The following is an 18,008-nucleotide window of genomic DNA, read 5'->3' as shown; positions in this document are numbered from 1 at the left end:
CACTCACAGGGCGAAGTAGCAGCGCATGGCGGCTTTGTTCAGGTGGCGTTTGACCGTGGCGATGGAGATGTTCAATTCCCGGGCGATTTCGCCGTAGCTCATGCCGTCCAGCTGGCACAGCAGGAAGGCCCGCTTGACCGGGCGCGGCAGGCCATCGAGCAAGTTGTCCAGTTCCATCAGGGTCTGCAGGATGATGGCCCGCTCCTCTTCGGAGGGCGCGAACTGTTCGGGCATCTGCGCCAGGGTTTCCTGATAGGCCCGTTCCAGGTCCTGGCGCCGGTAGTGGTTGAACAGCACACGCTTGGCGACGGTGGTGAGAAACGCCCGGGGTTCGATCAGGGCCGGTGTTTCCCGGGCGCCGAGCACTCGGACAAAGGTGTCCTGAGCCAGGTCGGCGGCGCTGTGCGGGCAGCCGAGCCGGCGTCGCAACCAGTTGTTCAGCCAGCTGTGATGGGCCTGGTAGAGGCCTTCGACGGTAGCGGAGTGGGACAAACCGGACGCTCCTGCGCGAACAAGACTTATTAGATAACAAGAATTGTTCGCATTTTAGAGGGTTGATACGGCATTCGGCAATCAGGGGGCGGCCGCGAAGCCAGGAGAAATTCGTCGCGGGCTTTTTGCATATGAGAATATTTATCATTAAAATGCCCGACTGTTTTTCCGGTCCCTGTGCGCGGTGCCGGCTTTCCTCTCGCTTCAAGGTCGAAACATGAAAAGCCAGGTCGGCGCTATCGCCACTTCCTATTGTCTGGCGTTGGCTTCGCGGGTTCTCGCCGCGTTGCTGGCGCACGCCTCCTGCTTCAAGCAGGGGCTCGCTCACCGGGTGCGGCCGCCAGTGCTCGCCCCGGCCTGTTGCTGAGCGAGCCGACGATGATGAGCACCTTGCCACCCAAGCCTTCTGAGTTGGAACACGCCGATCCTCAGGGCAGCCGCGCGCATTTTCTGCAGGTGTTCCTGTCCCAGCGTTCGCAGATGGAAGCCCTGGTCAGCCGCCGGGTCGGTTGCCGGGCCACCGCCGCCGATCTGGTGCAGGACCTGTTCCTGCGCTTCTGGCGCCGGCCCCTGGTGCAGGTCGAAGAGCTCAGCACCTACCTGCTGCGCTGCGCCGGCAACATCGCCATCGATCATCTGCGCAGCGAGGGCGCGCGGGTGCGGGTCAGCGAAGGCTGGCTGCCGGAACAGCAGGACCACCAGGGCTGCGAACCCCAGGCCGCCCTGGAGGCCGGCAACGACCTGCGCCACGTCGAGGCCGCCCTGCGCAGCCTGCCGCAGCGTACCCGGCAGATCTTCCTGCTCAACCGCATCCACGGGCGCAAGTACGCCGAGATCGCCCAGGCCATGGGCCTGTCCCAAAGCGCCGTGGAAAAACACATGATGCGCGCCCTCGAAGCCTGCAAGGCCAGCCTGCGGGAACCCTCGACCCCGCGCACGCCAAGGAATGCACCGTGAACCACCGCCCCCGTGTCAGTCCCACGCCCGCCCAGGAACAGGCGGCCCTGGCCTGGCTGAGCCTGCTCCACGACCAGCCCAGCAGCGGCGATCAGGCGACCTTCAGCCAGTGGCTGCAGGCCGACCCCGCCCATGGCGAGGCCTACGCCCAGGCCCAGGTGCTGTGGGAGCTGAGCGAACAGCCAGCGCGGACCCTGGCCGCTGAAGACGCTTTTGCCCTGCAAGGCCTGCTGCGCTCCATGGATGCGGCCAAGGGCCGAGCGCGGCGCCGCTGGTCGGCGGGCCTGGCCCTGGCCGCCAGCGTGCTGCTGGCGGTGGCCCTGGGCGCCGGTTGGCAGCCCGGGCGCTGGATCGATGACCTGGGGGCCGACTACGTTTCCGCGCCGGGCCAGGTGCGCACCGTGACCCTGGCCGACCAGAGCCAGGTGACCCTGGATGCCGACAGCGCGATTGCCGTGGATTTCAGCGGCGGCGAGCGGCATGTGCAACTGCGCCGCGGCGCCGGGTTCTTCAGTGTCAGCCACACCGGCGCGCCCTTCGTGGTGGCGGCCGGGGAGGGCGAGACGCGGGTCCTGGGCACCCAGTTCGAAGTGCGCCTGCAACCGGCGGGCGCGCAGGTCACGGTGCTGTCCGGACGGGTCGCGGTCACGGCGGCCCAGGGCGCGGCGCAGCAGGTCCTCGGTGCCGGCCAGCAAGTGGCCTACGAGCACGCTGCCGCGACCCCGTTGCACAGCGTCGACAGCGAGGCACAGCTGGCCTGGCGCCAGGGGTGGCTGAACTATTACCACGCGCCCCTGGGCGAGGTGGTGGCCGACCTGCGGCGCTATTTCCCCGGACGCATTGTGCTGCTCAACGACCAGTTGGCAGCGCGCCGGGTCAGCGGCAGTTTCTCCAGCCAGGACCCGCAAGCGGTCCTCGATTCGTTGCAGGCGGTGCTTGGTTTCCAGCAGCACAAGGTGCTGGGAAGGTTCATCGTCTTGCGCTGAAAGGCCCGTCCCAGAGCTCCCGAACATTCACTGATATCACACCGTTCTGTCACCAAATCGTTACATGGGGCGCGGATGATCTGCGCATTCCTGAGCACATGGTCAGGATCGGCGAGGGTTGTGATTCAGCTCTCACAAGGGAGGGAAGGCTGAAGCGGGAGCAAGACGATGCGCAGCTGGGATGTCGCAAAAAAGAAGAAGGCCCACATCGAAATCATTCCGATGATCGACGTGATGATGTTTCTCCTGGTGTTCTTCGTACTCATCAGTCTCAACGTGATTCCCGCCGTGGGAATCAAGACGCAGTTGCCGGTGGCCAGCACCGCGCAACAGTTGAAGCCGCAAAACAAGGCGGTGATCACCCTGGGCCTGGAGGAACGTCTGCAACTGGACGGTCAGGACCTGGATGAAGGGGCGCTGCTGGCCCAACTCAAAGCGCTGAATAACGGCAGCGAAAAGTTGGTGATCATCATCAACAGCGATCAGGGCGTGGAAGTTAAGCGCCTGGTGTCGGTGATGGACTTGCTCAAGGGCAATGGCTTCTCTTCCGTCTCCATCGCTACACGCAAGTCCTGACGCCATGTTCGGTTTATATAGAACTCGCAAGTGGCTGGCGTGCCTGCTGCCGGCTGGCCTGTTGTTGCTGGTGATCTATACCAGCCAGTTGCAACAGTTGCAGATCAAGCCGGTGTATGACGAAAGCACCGTGGAAATTGCCCTGGTCGAAGCCGCCGAACTGCTGGCGGTCGCCGAGCCAGCGCCGCCGGAACCCGAGCCGCTGCCGGTCGAGCCCGAACCGCCGCAGGTGGTCCCGGAGGAAGAACCGCTGGTGGTCGAGCCGCCCAAGCCCAAGCCGGTGGTCAAGCCCAAACCGCCGGTGCCCAAGCCACTGGTGGCCAAGCCGCAGCCGCCTAAGCCGGCCCCGGCCCCGACCGCCGTGGCCCAGAGTGCTCCGGTGGCGCCGCAGCCCGCGGTGGCCGCCGCCAAACCGGTGGCACCCGCGGCCGCCGTACCTGCTCCGGCTCCCGCACCCGCGGCGCCCAGCAGTGCCATCAAGGAAAGCCTGTACACCGCCGCTTTGCGCAAGGAACTGGAAAAGCACAAGCAATACCCCAGCGGCCGCGAGGCCTCGTTGCAACGTCCCCAGGGCGATGTAGTGATCTGGCTGGAAGTCGATCGGGCCGGCAACGTGCTCGACAGTGGCATCGAAAACAAGGCGCCGAACATGTTGCTCAATCGCGCCGCGCAAACCAGTTTGCGCCGCGTGGAGAAAGTTTCACCGTTTCCCTCGGACGCCTTCTCCGGCAAGTCCAAGCAACGTTTTACCGCGACCTTTAGTTACAACGTGGAATAAACCCATCACCTATTAACGAAAGTTGTAAGCAAGGGATTGACCCGTGAAGATCAATAAACTTTATGCCCTGCTGCTGGCATCGGGCCTGGGCAGTTTTGCGCCATTGGTTTTGGCCGACGACAGCGTCGACGTCGGTGCGGTGAACGTTGCCGGTAAACAGACCCTGGGCAACGGCCACATGATCAAGGAAGAAAGCGCCAAGGGGCGCTCCACCGTGACCAAGGAAGCCATGGACCAGATGGCCCCCACCGCCAACGCCGTGGACAAGCTCAAGTACACCCCGGGAATCAACGTCTCCAGCACCGACGCCACGGGCCTGAGCGGCACCAACTTCACCATGCGCGGCATGAACTCCGATCAGGTCGGGCTGTCCGCCGACGGCTTCCCGATCAACGATTCCGGTGACTACAGCATCTACCCCAACCTGATGGGCGATCCGGAGAACTTCAGCGAAGTCTTCGTCACCCAGGGTTCATCCGAAGCCGACGGCCCGCACATCGGCTCCAGCGGCGGCAACATCGGCCTGGTGACCATCCGCCCGACCAAGGATTTTGGCGTGTTCGCCAAGCAGTCCATCGGTTCGAACAACGTGCGCAAGAGCTTTGCCCGTCTCAATACCGGTGACCTGGGCGGCTTCAAGACCTGGGTTTCGGCGTCCCACACCGAGGGCGACAAGTGGCGTGGCAAGGGCACCCTGCGCGCCGACAAGGTCGAGTGGAACACCCTGTTCGAAGACGGCAACGGCAACTCCACCAACGCCATCGTCAAGTACAACCTGCAGGAAAACTACAACTACAACAGCCTGAGCAAGGCCCAGTTCCAGACCCAGGGCCGGCGCCTGGACTACTCGGAAAGCACCGTGTTCAAGAACGGCAGCGTGTCCCAGTCCTACAAGCTCAACCGCAACCCCTTCGAGAGCGTGACCGCCTCGCTGACCCAGCGCTTTCAGTTGCGCGACGACCTGAGCCTGACCTTCAACCCGTACTACGTGTGGTCCAACGGCGGCAGCTTCAGCGGCCAGACCGCCACCAGCTTGTCCGCCAGCTCGAACAAGGCCGGCAACTACGACCTGAGCGGCTTGCCCGCCGGCACCTACTACCGGCCGTCGTGGACCGAAACCTGGCGCCCCGGGATGACCACCAAGCTCAAGTGGGACCTCAACGAAGCCCACAGCCTGGACGTCGGCTACTGGTACGAGCGCGCCCGCCAGCGCCAGACCCAGCCCTTCATCGGGATCAAGGGCAACGGCGCACCGGAAAATGTCTGGGGCGACTACAACGGCTCCGACCAACTGGTGGACCGCAACGGCGTCACGGTCCAGGGCCGTCACCAGTACACCGTGACCCCGGCGCAGAAACTCTGGGTGCAGGACACCTGGCAGGCCACCTCGGACCTGACCCTCACCGGGGCCCTGGCCTACCAGTACGTGGAACGCGACGGCAACAACCTCGGCAGCCTCACCGACAAGCCGGAAAAACGCGACGCCAAGTACCACCAGTTCCTGCCCAGCTTCAACGCCAAGTACCAGATCGACCCGAACAACCAGGCCTTCTACAACGTCACCCGCAACATGCGCACGCCGCCCAACTACGTGCTCTACAACAAGGGTGACTCCATCAGCCTGAAACCCGAGCTGAGCTGGAACCAGGAACTGGGCTGGCGCTACAGCGAAGAGAACATGGCCCTGAGCGCGACCCTGTTCTACATCAGCTTCAAGGACCGGCAGATCTCCACCACCGACCTCAACGGCGACTACGTGGTGGCCAACGTTGGCGAAGTGAAGAACCGCGGCCTGGAGCTGGAGTGGAGCGGCAAGCTGCCCCACGACTTCAACTACTACGCCTCGTACACCTACACCAAGTCCGAGCAGATGGATGACCTGACCAACAAGAACGTGCTGCTGCCGACCTCCGGCAAGCAACTGGCCAACGTGCCGGAAAACATGTTCAACCTGAGCCTGGGCTACGACGACTCGCGCTACTACGGCAACGTGGTCGGCAAGTATGTCGGCGCCTTCTACGGCGACCTGACCAACGACGAGAAGATCGCCGGCCGCACCGTGGTCGACCTCAACGCCGGTATCCACCTGCCGGTGGACAAGAAGGTGCTGAAGTCCGCGACCCTGCGCTTCTCCATGCTCAACGTGTTTGACAAGGAATACCTGGCCTCGACCCGCACCGTGTCGTTCAACACCCAGCGCACCAACGGTCTGGCGCCAAGCACGGCCTATTACAACGTCGGTGAGGAACGCACCGCGATGGTCTCCCTGGAAGCCGGGTTCTGATGCCCTTCGGGCCCAAGAGGAAATGACGATGGACATGAATCTGCTGCACGACATCACCTTCTACACCATGTACGGCGCCGCCGCGATTGCCGCCTTTATCGCCGTGGAGCGGGGCATCTACTTCAGCTTCAGCCTGCGCCAGGCGAAGAAACTGGAGAACGTGCTCAACCCGAAGATGCACAGCGTCGACGACTTGCCCGCCGAGCTGCGCCAGCGCAACAGCCTGCCCCTGGAGATGGTCGCCGAGCTGTTCGCCCACAAGCAGGGGCTGGCCAGCCACAAGGACCTGGAAGACCTCAGCGAGTCGATCTACATTGCCACCCGCAGCAAGCTGATGCATGGCCTGTGGCTGCTGGAAACCGTGGTCACCGCCGCGCCCCTGCTGGGCCTCTTGGGCACCATCCTGGGGATCATCGACACCTTCAAGGCCCTGGCCGAGACCGGCGTCAGCGACCCGGGCGAAGTGTCCAAGGGCATCGGCACCGCGCTCTACGCCACCGCCCTGGGGATCGCCATCGCCCTGGGCAGCATGATTTTTCACAACCACTTCCAGGACCGGGTCGAGCGCATCACCGACCACCTGAAGATCCTGCTGCTGCGCGCCGGCATGGGCACCGCGCTGAAGGCCCCCGCGCCCGCAGCCACGATCCACGGCAACCTGCAACCGGCCTGATGAACTGAAGTGACCTGTGGCCGCTGCCCCAGGCTGCGATCGACGACGAAGCCGGCGCTGTTCTCCAGCGCTCTTCTGCGCCTGATCCAGGCCTGTGCCAGCGGCTTTTTTTTCGCTGATCTGCCAAGGATGTCTTTCATGTCCCGTCTTCCTCCCATGCCCCGGCTGCTGGGTGCACTGACCCTGGTCCTGGTCGCCCTGGCCGGTTGCAGCTCACTGCCGCGCGAACCGCAACCGGTGGCGGTGAACATCGTCGCCATCAACGATTTGCACGGCTACCTGCAAGCCAACCCCTTCAGCTACAAGGACCCGCAGGCCCCGGGCGGGGTGCGCAAGCTTGCGGCCGGCGGCATCGCCACCCTCGGCGGCATGCTCACCCAGCTGCGCCAGCAGGACCCGCAGTTGCTGTTCATCGGCGCTGGCGATCTGGTGGGCGGCAGCCCGCCGCTGTCGGCCATGTGGGCCGACGAGCCGACCCTGGAAGCCCTGCGCCACATGCACATGAAACTCAGCGCCATCGGCAACCACGAACTGGACAACGGCAAGGCCGAGTTCCTGCGCCAGCTCAATGGCGGCTGCCAGTCGCCCCGGCCGGACAAGGCCTGCCAGTTCCGCCCGAACTACCCCGGCAGCGGCTTCCCCTACCTGGCGGCCAACCTGCTGGACAGCGACACCGGCCGGCCGCTGTTGCCGGCCTACCGCATCGAAGAGGTGCGCGGGGTCAAGGTGGCCTTCGTCGGCGCGGTACTGCGGGACGTGGCCTCGGTGGTCAGCGCCAAGGGCATGCGCGGTTTGCAGGTGGCCGATGAAGCCGACTCCATCAACCGGCTGATTCCCGAGCTCAATGCCCAGGGCGTCAATGCCATCGTTGCCGTGGTGCACCAGGGCGGCGCGACCCCGGAGCCGTTCGACAAGCCGGACTGCTCGCAACTGGGCGGCGACATCGTCGACGTGGCCAAGCGCCTGGACCCGGCGGTGGACGTGCTGATCAGCGCCCACTCGCACCAGGGCTACCTGTGCAAGGTCGGGCCACTGCTGGTGACCCAGGGCAATGCCTACGGCCACCTGCTGACCCACCTGACCCTGCAAGTGACCCCGGGCCAGCACCGGGTGGCGAGTATCCAGGCGGTCAACCTGCTGGCCGATCCGGCCGGTTATCCACAGGATCAGGCCCTGGCGCGGCTGCAACAGGAGGTCGAGGCCCGCAGCAATCAGGTGCTGCTCAAACCGGTGGGCGCGATTGCCGCCTCGCCGATTGCCCGGCGCGCCGATGCCGCCGGGGAAATGCCCATCGGCGACCTGATCGCCGACGCCCATCTGGCCGGCGGCCGGGCCAATGGCGCACAGATCGCCTTTATGAACACCGGTGGCATTCGCAGCGACCTGGCCCTGGAGCCGGGGCAGACCCAGGTCAACTACGGGCAACTGGCGACCCTGCAGCCGTTCAACAACAACCTGATCGCCTTCGACCTCACGGGGCGGCAGATCGAGCAGGTGCTCAACCAGCAATGGAAGGGCGCGGAGGATGCCAACATCCTGCAAGTGTCCCGGGGCTTCAGCTATCGCTGGGACGCCCAGCGCCCGCTGGACAGCCGGGTGGTGCCCGGCAGCCTGCGCCTCAACGGCCAACCGCTGCGGGCCGACGGCAACTACCGGCTGGTGATGAACGGCTTCCTGGCCGATGGCGGCGACCGCTTCAGCCTGTTCAAGAGCGGTCGCAACCGCAGCGACCTCGGGGTCAGCGATCTGGACTCGATGCTGCAGTACCTCAAGGCCATGGACCAGCAGGGCCAGCCGGTGGGCTCCAGCACCAGCGCCGGACGCATCCAGCGCCTCAACTGACGACAGAAGCTTGGCGACCCTTGTAGCCGCTGCCGAGCCTGCGAGGCTGCGAAAAGGTCCGCAGGACCTTGCTTGACGGCCTCCCGCCCAACCTCCAGCGGCCTCAAGGCCGCCGCGAGCAGCCTGCGGCAGCGGCTACAGGGGAGGCATCGGCCGGGGGGCGTTTTTGCCGTCGTGAAAATATTTTCAAAAAACCGGTGAGGTCTTTGCGTTCGAGCTACGTGTAGTGCTTGAAAGTGCGACTAATTCGCATTCACGGCTTTTTTACACGCGAGTCTCAAGCATGAAGTCCAGGGCACAATCGGCGGCAAACGCTTCGGTCAAACGTTGGTTCGGCGCTTCGGCGCTGGTGGTTTCAGGGTTGGCGCTGCTGCCGCTGAACGTGGCCTTGGCGGCCCAGGCCGGCGCTGAACAGCACAGCGCGCTGTTCAACTTTTCCATCGCGGCCAAGCCGCTGCCCCAGGCCCTCAGCGACTTCACCCGGATCACCGGGATCAGCGTGATCTACACCGATGAAGCGCCTTATGCGCTGACGGCGCCGGCCCTCAGCGGCCAGTTCAGCGCCGAACAGGCCTTGCAGCGCCTGCTGGGCAACTCCGGCTTCGGCTACCGCCACAGCGACGCCCGCACCCTGGTCCTGGAACCCTTGCCGAGCAACGCCGGGCTGAACCTGGAGGCCACCCAAGTCACCACCCAAGGGCCTGACGACAGCACCAGCTACCAGCCGCCGGCCAGTACTTCGGTGGCCCGTTCCCAGGCGTTGAACCAGGAGATCCCGCAGATCATCAACGTGGTCCCGGCCCAGGTACTGCGCGACCAGACCCCGCGCAACCTGGATGACGCCCTGGCCAATGTCAGCGGCATTACCCAGACCAACACCCTGGGTGGCACCCAGGACGCGGTGCTGCTGCGCGGCTTCGGCGACAACCGCAACGGCTCGATCATGCGCGACAGCATGCCGGTGGTGCAGGGCCGGGCCCTGAACGCCACGGCGGAGCGGGTGGAAGTGCTCAAGGGCCCCTCGTCGCTGCTGTATGGCATCCAGGACCCGGGCGGCGTGGTCAACGTGGTCAGCAAGAAGCCCGAACTGCAGTCGTCCACGGCCCTGACCGTGCGCGGCTCAAGCTACGGCTCGGGCAAGAACGGCAGCGGCGGCAGCCTCGACACCACCGGGCCGATTGGTGATTCCGGGCTGGCCTACCGCTTGATCGTCGACCATGAAGACGAGGACTACTGGCGCAACTTCGGCACCCACCGCGAATCCCTGGTGGCGCCGTCCCTGGCCTGGTACGGCGAGCGCACCAAGGTGCTGCTGGCCTATGAGCACCGCGAATTCCTCACCCCCTTCGACCGCGGCACGGCCATTGATCCCAAGACCAACCACCCGCTGGACATTCCGGCCACCCGGCGCCTGGACGAGCCGTTCAACAACATGGAAGGGCGCTCGGACCTGTATCGCTTCGAGGTCGATCATGACCTCAGCGACGACTGGAAAGCCCACTTCGGCTACAGCTGGAACCGCGAAACCTACGACGCCAGCCAGGTGCGCCTGACCGCGGTGAATGCCAACGGCACCCTGACCCGAAGCATGGACGGCACCCAGGGCGCCCTGACCACCGACCGCTACGCCACCGTCAGCCTGGAAGGCAAGGTGCAGCTGGGCGGCATGCAGCACGACCTGGTGTTCGGCCTGGACGACGAATACCGCAAGATCTACCGCGCCGACCTGATCCGGCAGAAAAGCCGGACCACCTTCAACTACCTGAACCCGGTCTATGGCCGCGAAGTGGCCGGCACCACGGTCAGCGCCCCGGACAGCGACCAGACCGACCTGCTGCGCAGCGACTCGCTGTTCTTCCAGGACGCCATCCACCTCACCGACCAGTGGATCCTGGTGGGCGGCGGGCGCTTCCAGGAATACGACCAGTACGCCGGCAAGGGCCGGCCGTTCCACGCCAACACCGACAGCAACGGGCAGAAGTTCGTGCCCCGCGCCGGGCTGGTGTACCGCTACACCGACCAGCTGTCGTTCTACGGCAGCTACACCGAGTCGTTCAAACCCAACTCCAGCATCGCCCAACTGGCCGGTGGCACCGCGGTACTCGACGGCTCCATCGCCCCAGAGGAAGCCAAGTCCTGGGAGCTGGGCGCCAAGCTCGACATCCCCGGGCGCATCACCGCCAGCGCGGCGCTGTTCGACATCACCAAGCGCAATGTGCTGGTGTCCACGGCCACCGCCACCGAGACGGTCACCAGCGTCGCCGGTGAAGTGCATTCCCAGGGCCTGGAACTGGACCTGACCGGGCAGCTCAGCGATCAGTGGAGCCTGATCGGCAGCTACGCCTACACCGACACCGAGGTGACCAAGGACACCCAGTACAAGGGCAAGCAACTGCAGAACGTGGCCAAGAACAGCGGCTCGCTGTCGGCGGTCTACGACTTCGGCAACCTGCTCGGCGGCGACCGCCTGCGGGTCGGCGCCGGGGCCCGCTATGTCGGCCAGCGCGCCGGGGATGCGCCCAACAGCTTCGACCTGCCGGGCTACACCGTGGCCGATGCCTTCGCCACCTACGACACCCGGATCGAAGGGCAGAAGGTCAAGTTCCAGCTCAACGTGAAGAACCTGTTCGACAAGACCTACTACACCTCGTCGGCCAGCAAGTACTTCGTGTCCATGGGGGATGCCCGTCAGGTGTCCTTGTCCAGCACCCTGGAGTTCTGATGAGAGCCCAGATCCTGAGTGCGTTGCTGGCGTTTTGCGGCGTGGCCCAGGCCGCCGCGCCGGCCGATGAACGCCTGTACCACCGCGAGCAGCACGTGCAGTTGCCGGGGACCGGCAGCAGCTGGGGCTTTATCGCCCTGGACCCGACCCGGCCCTACCTGTTCCTGGCCCGGCGGGAAAACGGCCTGAGCGTGTTCGATGTCGACAAGCAGCGTCTGCTGCGCACCGTCGAGCAATCGCAGGGGGCCAACGGCGTGGTGGCGGTGCCCGAACTCAACCGCCTGCTGGTGCTCAATACCGACGGCAGCCTGGGGCTGGTGGAGTTATCCACACTCAAGCCGCTCAAACGCATTGCCGTGGCCCAGAGCAACCTCAATAGCGCGGTCTACGAGCCGCGCACCGGGCAGGTGATCATCGTCAGCGGGCGCCGGGCCGATCGTTCGACCCTGTTCGTGTTCGATCCCAAGGAAGAACGGATCACCGCGGCCCACGAGCTGGCGGTGAAGAAGATCGACCCCTTGCTGCTCAAGGGCGATGGCAGTTTCTTTCTGCCGATGCGCGATGAGGGCATCGTTGCGCGGTTGTCCTCCAGCAGCTTCAAGGTCCTGGATCGCTGGCAGTATCCCGACTGTCAGCGGCCCAGCGCCCTGGCCAAGGATGAACGGCGCGGGCGGCTGTTCGTCGCCTGCCGCGGTGAGCGGCCGCAGCTGCTGGTGCTCGACCGCGACAGCGGCGCGCTGAAGGCCCGCCTGCCGATCACCCGCGACGTCAACGCCCTGGCCTACGACCCGCAGGCCCAGCGCTTGCTGATCGCCAGCGGGGTGGACGCCAACCTCAGCGTCATCGCCCAGCTCGATGCCGACCGCTACCAGGCCCTGGGCAGCGTCAGTACCCAGCCCATGGCCTACAACATGGCGTTTGACCCGCGCACCCGGCGGGTCTATCTGGCGGCCATGGACTTCACCCAGCCAGCCGCGAGCCCGGCCGAACCCAAGCCGGATCCGCTGTTTCACGCCAATACCTTCAGGGTCATCACCCTGGCGCCCTAGTCGATGCCCAGTGTCAGGGCTTGCGCTTGCGCCGCACAGTCGCCGCTGGCGGTCAGGCCCTTGGCGCGAACGGCCAGCAGCTCTTGCCGGGCGACGGCGAAGTCGGCCTGGAAGGTCGGGTCGGTGTGCAAGCGTGCCACGGTGGCCGCGCCCATTTCGCGGCCCTCACGCACGTCGCTGTACCAATGCACGTTGCACACCATGCGGCTTTCCGAATAGGCCCGGCCACGGGCCCAGAGCGCGTTGCCGTGCTCGGGGGCCAGTTCGCTCAACAGCAGCGCCCAGGCCCAGCCGATGGCGCTGTGGCCCGATGGGTAGGAACCATCGGCGGCCAGCTTGGCCTCATCTTCCGGGGTGCAGCTGGGCTGCTGGTTGTAGACGAAGGGCCGGGTGCGCTGGTAGCGCTGCTTTGCGCCATAGGTGGCCAGCCCGGCATCGGTCAGGGTCCGGCGCAAGAGTCTGTACAGCGCAGGTGTTTGCTGTTCGCTGATGGGCGCATCCAGGGCGCAGGAAAACGTCTGCGCGGCGGCGGGGAACTTCAGGTTGGCGTCGCTGATGGCCAAGGCCCAGCGTTTGCCGCCACGCAAGGCCTGGCTTTTTTCAGCCATGTGCTGGTCCAGCGCGAAGGCTGGCGTGCCCACCGCAGGCGGTGGCGGTAACAGCGCCAGGCTATTGGGCAGGTCTTGCTGTTTCAGATAGCCGATCAAGTAGCCCGGTCGGAACTCCGGGACGGTTTCCGTCGGCGTGGTTTGTTTGGCTTCGCTGGGGTTGATCAGGCTTAAAAACAACAGGCTGGCCAAACTTTTCGACAATAGACGTTGCATGTGGAAAGCACCTCTGGGCGGTTGAACCGTTATATCGGCTCTTGTTGTTGTGTTACTTGATATTCCAGGAGTAGCTGAGCATCAGCCGCGTATCATCAGTATCGCGAATGAAGTTCTTGGCATAGTTGGAGCGATATACGGCACTGCGCAGGCGCACGTTTAAATCTTTCAAAGGTCCTTGTTGCACGACATATCGAAGTTCATTATCCAGTTCCCAAGACTTGCCAACTTTCCGGGTGCCGGTAATTTCGGCATGGCTGCCGGATATATAGCGGCTGTTGATACTCAGGCCCGGCAAGCCCAGGCTGGCGAAGTCATAGCCATAACGAAGTGCCCAGGAACGTTCCTTGGCATTGGCGAAGTCACCCAGTACCGACAAGTTGATCAAGTTGGCATCGGCGCCCAGGATGTTGGCATAACCGGTGTCTCCCAACATTCGCTGATAAGCCAGGCCAAGGTTGTGGCCTTTATAGGCATAGCCGATGAGTCCCTGCAGGGCGCGGTTGTCGATCTTGCCGCCCTTGGCATTGCCGTAGTCGTTCATCAGGCTCAAGCGCAGATCGCTGCTTAACGTCCCCGCGCCCCAGGGACTCTTGTTGACCAGGGTGAAGACCTGCTGGCGGTAGATGTCCTCCAGTTGCGCGACATGCACCCGCGCCAGCCATTGCTTGTGGAACCGATAGTCGACGCCCGCCATGTCGAAGTGATCCGCCGTTGCCCCCTGGCCCTGAAAGCGCCGGTTCAAGGGGCTCAAGGTCAGTGGCGTGTACTGCGTGGCGTTGCGCTGCATGACCCGGCTCAGGCGCCCGACGGTCAACTCCAGGTTGTCGATTTCATTCGAGGTCAGCAGCCCGCCTTCGAAAACCTGCGGAAACAGGCGGCCGTCGTTGGGTTTCAAGGTTGGCAGCACCGGTGGCACCAGTGCGCCGAACTTGAACAGGGTCTTGCTGGCCTTGAGCTTCCCGGCCAGGGCCAGCTTCCAATAGTCATCCTCTGCCCGGCCATCGCGCGCCACCTTCAGCAGCCCGGTGCCGGTCCGGCCAGGCGCGGAGTCCAGCTTGATGCCGAGCATGCCGATGGCGTCGGCACCGACACCCAGGGCGCCCTCGGTAAACCCCGAGTCCAGGCGCAAGAGCAGACCTTGTGCCCATTCTTCCCGGGTGGGCGCGGAGCCTTCGCGATAGTCCCGGTTGAAGTAATAGTTGCGCAGATCCAGGCGCGCGCTGCTGTCGTCCAGCAGTTCGGCCTTCACCGGAAGGGCCAGCATCAAGGCACACAATAGGCTGGAGCGGTTGATCCATTGTCGTGGCCAGTGTCTTGAAGGCATTTCATCGTCCTCTGTTTTTGTTGTTTTAGGAACAAGGCGATTGGGGGCTGATGTGTTGAGTCTTTGCCGCTTTGTTTAACTCTGCTGAGTGGTGGTTGGAAGTGGTGGATGTGTTTGGCGGCGTGTTGGAACTTTGTGTCATACCTGGACTTTCAGGTCTAAAGACTAAGTTGGGCTGAACGTTAAACAAGAACCATCAGCTCTGTGAATGAGGCAGTAACTGAAGTTCTAAAATAATTACCCGTTTATGTTTTGGGTTGTCATATAAGAACTTATTGGAGGTGCTCTTTTGTGGGTGTTTATGTAGGGTTTGTTTAATTAATTTGTAAGAATCGTCCTGTTTGATTCAGGAACTGGAGTCGTATTACTGATAGAGGCGTGCCAGTGTGGGTTTTGGCATCGGGAGGGGCGTACAGAGGCGGGTTGGTCAGCGCAGGAACGCCAGGCGGTAGTCCCCCGGTGTTCCTCCCAGGGCCTGGCGAAAGCGGTTGGTGAAGTGGCTGGCGCTGGAGAAGCCGCAGGCCAGGGCGATTTCCCCGAGGGGCAGGGCGCTGTGGCGCAACAGATAGCGGGCCCGGACCAGGCGCCGTGCCAGGACGTACTGATGGGGCGGCAGGCCGAAGCTTGTGCGGAACATGCGGGCGAAGTGGTATTCGGAAAGGCTGCACAACCCCGCCAGTTGGCCCAGGCTCAGGGGCGCGTCCAGCTGGCTGTCGATGTAGTCCACCAGCAGGCGGCGCTGGTGCGCGGCCAGGCCGCCCTTGAGCCGGGCACCCTGGCGCAGGCCCACTTGATTGAGCAGGGCGTGGCTGAGCATCTCGTGGGCCAGGCTGCTGGTGAGCAGGCGCTCGCCGGGCTCGTTCCAGTTCAGGCGGACCAGTTGCGCAAAGCGCCGGGTCTGCTCGGGGTCGTCGACAAAGGTGCTTTCGCGCAGTTGCATGGCCCGCGGCTCGCGGTCCAGCAGGGTGACGCAACCCAGGGCGAACTGCTCAGGGCTGAAATACACATGGGCCAGGCGGATATCGCCGTTGATCACCCAGGCCGACTGGTGCTCGGCAGGCAGGATGCACAGCTTGCCCGGGCCGCCCTTGCTGCCCGGCTGGTCGCGGCGAAAGGTGCCGGTGCCACCCGCCAGATAGCACGACAGGGTGTGGTGGCCGGGCGCTTCATATTCCTGGGCGTCGTGATGGTTGCTCCACAAGGCCGCGGACAAGCCGTCACCGAGCTCGGCGCTGTGCTCCAGGCGAGCATGGGGCGAGCGGTTGAGGGCTTGGAAGACTTGCAGGGTATCCAGTGCGGGCATGCTGTTCGAATCGGCAAGGGGTCCGGTGTCCGGTGGTTTGCATGCTACTCCCTCGCCGGTTCGCCGCCAGCCCCGGGCCGATAAAAAGCGCAAGTTTATGCAAGCGCCCAAGGTCGGGCGGGCGGGACACTGCACGCCTTATAAAGGAGTCGTGCCATGAACCTATCGCTGTACCTGTTGACCGTGCTGATCTGGGGCACCACCTGGATCGCCCTGAAACTGCAACTGGGGGTGGTGGCGATTCCGGTGTCCATCGTCTATCGCTTCGCCCTGGCGGCCCTGGTGCTGTTCGTCCTGCTGCTGCTCAGCCGCAAGCTGCAGCCGATGAACCGCCGTGGCCACCTGATCTGCCTGGCCCAGGGCTTGTGCCTGTTCTGCATCAACTTCATGTGCTTTCTGCACGCCAGCCAGTGGATTCCCAGTGGCCTGGTGGCGGTGGTGTTTTCCACCGCGACCCTGTGGAACGCCCTCAATGCGCGGGTGTTCTTCGGCCAGAAGATCGCCCGCAATGTATTGCTCGGCGGCGGCCTGGGGCTGTTGGGGTTGGGGCTGCTGTTCTGGCCGGAGCTGGCAGGCCATAGCGCCAGCCCGCAAACCCTGCTGGGCCTGGGCTTGGCTCTGCTCGGCACCCTGTGTTTCTCGGCGGGCAACATGCTCTCCAGCCTGCAGCAGAAAGCCGGGCTCAAGCCTCTGACCACCAATGCCTGGGGCATGGCCTACGGCGCGACGATGCTGGCGGTGTACTGCCTGGCCCAGGGCATCGCCTTCGACGTGGAATGGAGCACCCGCTACATCGGCTCGCTGCTGTACCTGGTGATACCGGGTTCGGTGATCGGCTTCACCGCCTACCTGACCCTGGTGGGGCGCATGGGCCCGGAGCGCGCGGCCTATTGCACGGTGCTGTTCCCGGTGGTGGCGCTGAACGTCTCGGCGTTTGCCGAAGGCTATCAGTGGACCGCCCCAGCGCTGGCCGGGCTGGTGCTGGTGATGCTGGGCAACGTCCTGGTGTTCCGCAAACCCAAACCTGCCTCTGTAGCCGCTGCCGAGCTCGCGAGGCTGCGAACGGCGGCGCAGCCGTCGCAAAACCAGGCGACCTGATTCTGCCGGGCTATCGCTGAAGGTCCTGCGGACCTTGTCGCAGCCTCGCAGCCTCGCAGGCTCGGCAGCGGCTACAGGGGGTGATAGGCAGTGAGGTCAGCCCTTCCACACTTGCGGGTTGACCAGGTCCTGCGGGCGTTCGCCCAGCAGGGCGCTGCGCAGGTTGGCCATGGCGCGTTCGGCCATGGCGTCGCGGGTTTCATGGGTGGCCGAGCCAATGTGCGGCAGGGTCACGGCGTTCTTCAGTTGGAACAGCGTCGACTCCGCCAGCGGCTCTTTCTCGTACACATCCAGGCCGGCGCCACGTATCTGACCCTTCTGCAAGGCTTCGATCAGCGCCGGTTCATCCACCACCGGGCCCCGGGAAATGTTCACCAGGATCGCGCTGGGCTTCATCAGCGCCAGTTCGCGGTGGCTGATCAGGTGCCGGGTCTGTTCACTCAATGGCACCACCAGACAGACGAAATCCGCCTCCGCCAGCAGCTGCTCCAGGCTGCGAAACTGCGCCCCCAGTTCTTGCTCCAGGGCCGCCTTGCGGCTGTTGCCGCTGTAGAGGATCGGCATGCCGAAGCCCAAACGCCCACGACGGGCGATGGCCGCGCCAATGTTGCCCATGCCGACGATACCCAGGGTCTTGCCGTGCACATCGCAGCCGAACAGCGCCGGGCCGACGCTGGCCTGCCATTGCCCGGCCTTGGTCCAGGCATCCAGCTCGGCCACTCGGCGAGCGCTGCTCATGAGCAGGGCGAAGGCCAGGTCGGCGGTGCTTTCGGTGAGCACGTCGGGGGTGTTGGTGAGCATCAGCCCGCGTTCGTTGAAATAGGCCAGGTCATAGTTGTCGTAACCCACCGAGATGCTCGACACCACTTCCAGCTGCGCGGCGTTTTCCAGCTGCGCGCGCCCCAGCTTGCGGCCGACGCCGATCAGGCCGTGGGCCCGGGGCAGGGCTTCATTGAACTGCGCGGCGATGTCTCCCAGCTTGGGGTTGGGGACGATGACCTCGAAGTCCTGTTGCAGGCGTTCGGTCATCTCGGGGGTGATGCGGCTGAAGGCAAGTACCGTCTTTTTCATTGCGGGAAGACTCGTCAGGCGGGAGA

15 protein-coding genes are annotated in these 18,008 nt (G+C 64.4%); 10 read left to right on the top strand and 5 right to left on the bottom strand.

Going from position 1 to position 18,008, the window contains the following annotated elements:
• Positions 1–3 precede the first annotated feature (3 nt).
• Positions 4–492, bottom strand: coding sequence for a sigma-70 family RNA polymerase sigma factor (locus GWQ44_RS19310; protein WP_275928076.1), 489 nt, complete (start codon positions 490–492; stop codon positions 4–6).
• Between the two features lie 378 nt (positions 493–870).
• Here GWQ44_RS19310 and GWQ44_RS19305 point away from each other — a divergent pair, with 378 nt between their 5' ends.
• The 9 genes from GWQ44_RS19305 to GWQ44_RS19265 all read left to right on the top strand — a co-directional run bounded on the left by GWQ44_RS19305 (position 871) and on the right by GWQ44_RS19265 (position 12,359).
• The gene (locus GWQ44_RS19305; RefSeq protein WP_016962917.1) at positions 871–1,449 is read left to right on the top strand and encodes an RNA polymerase sigma factor; all 579 of its coding nucleotides are present in this window, start codon (positions 871–873) and stop codon (positions 1,447–1,449) included.
• The gene (locus GWQ44_RS19300) at positions 1,446–2,435 is read left to right on the top strand and encodes a FecR family protein (RefSeq protein WP_275928075.1); all 990 of its coding nucleotides are present in this window, start codon (positions 1,446–1,448) and stop codon (positions 2,433–2,435) included. The genes GWQ44_RS19305 and GWQ44_RS19300 overlap by 4 nt, the downstream gene beginning before the upstream one ends.
• A 168-nt stretch (positions 2,436–2,603) precedes the next feature.
• Positions 2,604–3,011: a biopolymer transporter ExbD gene (locus GWQ44_RS19295; RefSeq protein WP_016962919.1), complete on the top strand. Its 408-nt coding sequence runs from the start codon at positions 2,604–2,606 to the stop codon at positions 3,009–3,011.
• Between the two features lie 4 nt (positions 3,012–3,015).
• Entirely contained in the window at positions 3,016–3,789 is a 774-nt protein-coding gene (locus GWQ44_RS19290) for an energy transducer TonB (protein WP_275928074.1), read from the top strand.
• 43 nt (positions 3,790–3,832) lie between these two features.
• Positions 3,833–6,073: a TonB-dependent receptor gene (locus tag GWQ44_RS19285; RefSeq protein ID WP_275928073.1), complete on the top strand. Its 2,241-nt coding sequence runs from the start codon at positions 3,833–3,835 to the stop codon at positions 6,071–6,073.
• A 28-nt stretch (positions 6,074–6,101) separates the two neighbouring features.
• Entirely contained in the window at positions 6,102–6,746 is a 645-nt protein-coding gene (locus tag GWQ44_RS19280; RefSeq protein ID WP_275928072.1) for a MotA/TolQ/ExbB proton channel family protein, read from the top strand.
• A 138-nt stretch (positions 6,747–6,884) separates the two neighbouring features.
• Positions 6,885–8,588 (top strand): bifunctional metallophosphatase/5'-nucleotidase, encoded by a 1,704-nt coding sequence (locus GWQ44_RS19275; protein ID WP_275928071.1) that lies wholly within the window; start codon positions 6,885–6,887, stop codon positions 8,586–8,588.
• Positions 8,589–8,871: 283 nt separating this feature from the next.
• Positions 8,872–11,310, top strand: a complete 2,439-nt coding sequence (locus GWQ44_RS19270; protein ID WP_275928070.1) for a TonB-dependent receptor — start codon at positions 8,872–8,874, stop codon at positions 11,308–11,310.
• Positions 11,310–12,359 carry a hypothetical protein gene (locus GWQ44_RS19265; protein WP_275928069.1) on the top strand — a complete coding sequence of 350 codons (1,050 nt, stop codon included), beginning with the start codon at positions 11,310–11,312 and terminating at the stop codon, positions 12,357–12,359. Before GWQ44_RS19270 ends, GWQ44_RS19265 begins: the two co-directional genes overlap by 1 nt.
• Here GWQ44_RS19265 and GWQ44_RS19260 read toward each other — a convergent pair.
• The 3 genes from GWQ44_RS19260 to GWQ44_RS19250 form a co-directional block, all read right to left on the bottom strand.
• Entirely contained in the window at positions 12,356–13,183 is an 828-nt protein-coding gene (locus GWQ44_RS19260; protein ID WP_275928068.1) for a phosphatase PAP2 family protein, read from the bottom strand. The two genes, GWQ44_RS19265 and GWQ44_RS19260, sit on opposite strands and share 4 nt — an antisense overlap.
• Before the next feature lie 52 nt (positions 13,184–13,235).
• Positions 13,236–14,510 (bottom strand): OprD family porin, encoded by a 1,275-nt coding sequence (locus tag GWQ44_RS19255; protein WP_275928067.1) that lies wholly within the window; start codon positions 14,508–14,510, stop codon positions 13,236–13,238.
• Between the two features lie 427 nt (positions 14,511–14,937).
• On the bottom strand, positions 14,938–15,813 hold the full coding sequence (locus GWQ44_RS19250; protein ID WP_103741843.1) for a helix-turn-helix transcriptional regulator: 876 nt from the start codon (positions 15,811–15,813) through the stop codon (positions 14,938–14,940).
• A 156-nt stretch (positions 15,814–15,969) separates the two neighbouring features.
• Between GWQ44_RS19250 and GWQ44_RS19245 the strand changes: the two genes are divergently transcribed.
• Complete coding sequence (locus tag GWQ44_RS19245; RefSeq protein WP_047301859.1) at positions 15,970–16,911, top strand: DMT family transporter; 942 nt, start codon at positions 15,970–15,972, stop codon at positions 16,909–16,911.
• 96 nt (positions 16,912–17,007) lie between these two features.
• Here GWQ44_RS19245 and GWQ44_RS19240 read toward each other — a convergent pair whose 3' ends face one another.
• Complete coding sequence (locus tag GWQ44_RS19240; RefSeq protein WP_275928066.1) at positions 17,008–17,982, bottom strand: D-glycerate dehydrogenase; 975 nt, start codon at positions 17,980–17,982, stop codon at positions 17,008–17,010.
• Positions 17,983–18,008 lie beyond the last annotated feature (26 nt).

The sequence above is a fragment of the Pseudomonas sp. 3MA1 genome, from assembly GCF_029237275.1.
Classification (GTDB): Bacteria; Pseudomonadota; Gammaproteobacteria; order Pseudomonadales; family Pseudomonadaceae; genus Aquipseudomonas; species Aquipseudomonas fluorescens_AP.
This window is presented reverse-complemented; position numbering and strand designations above follow the sequence as displayed.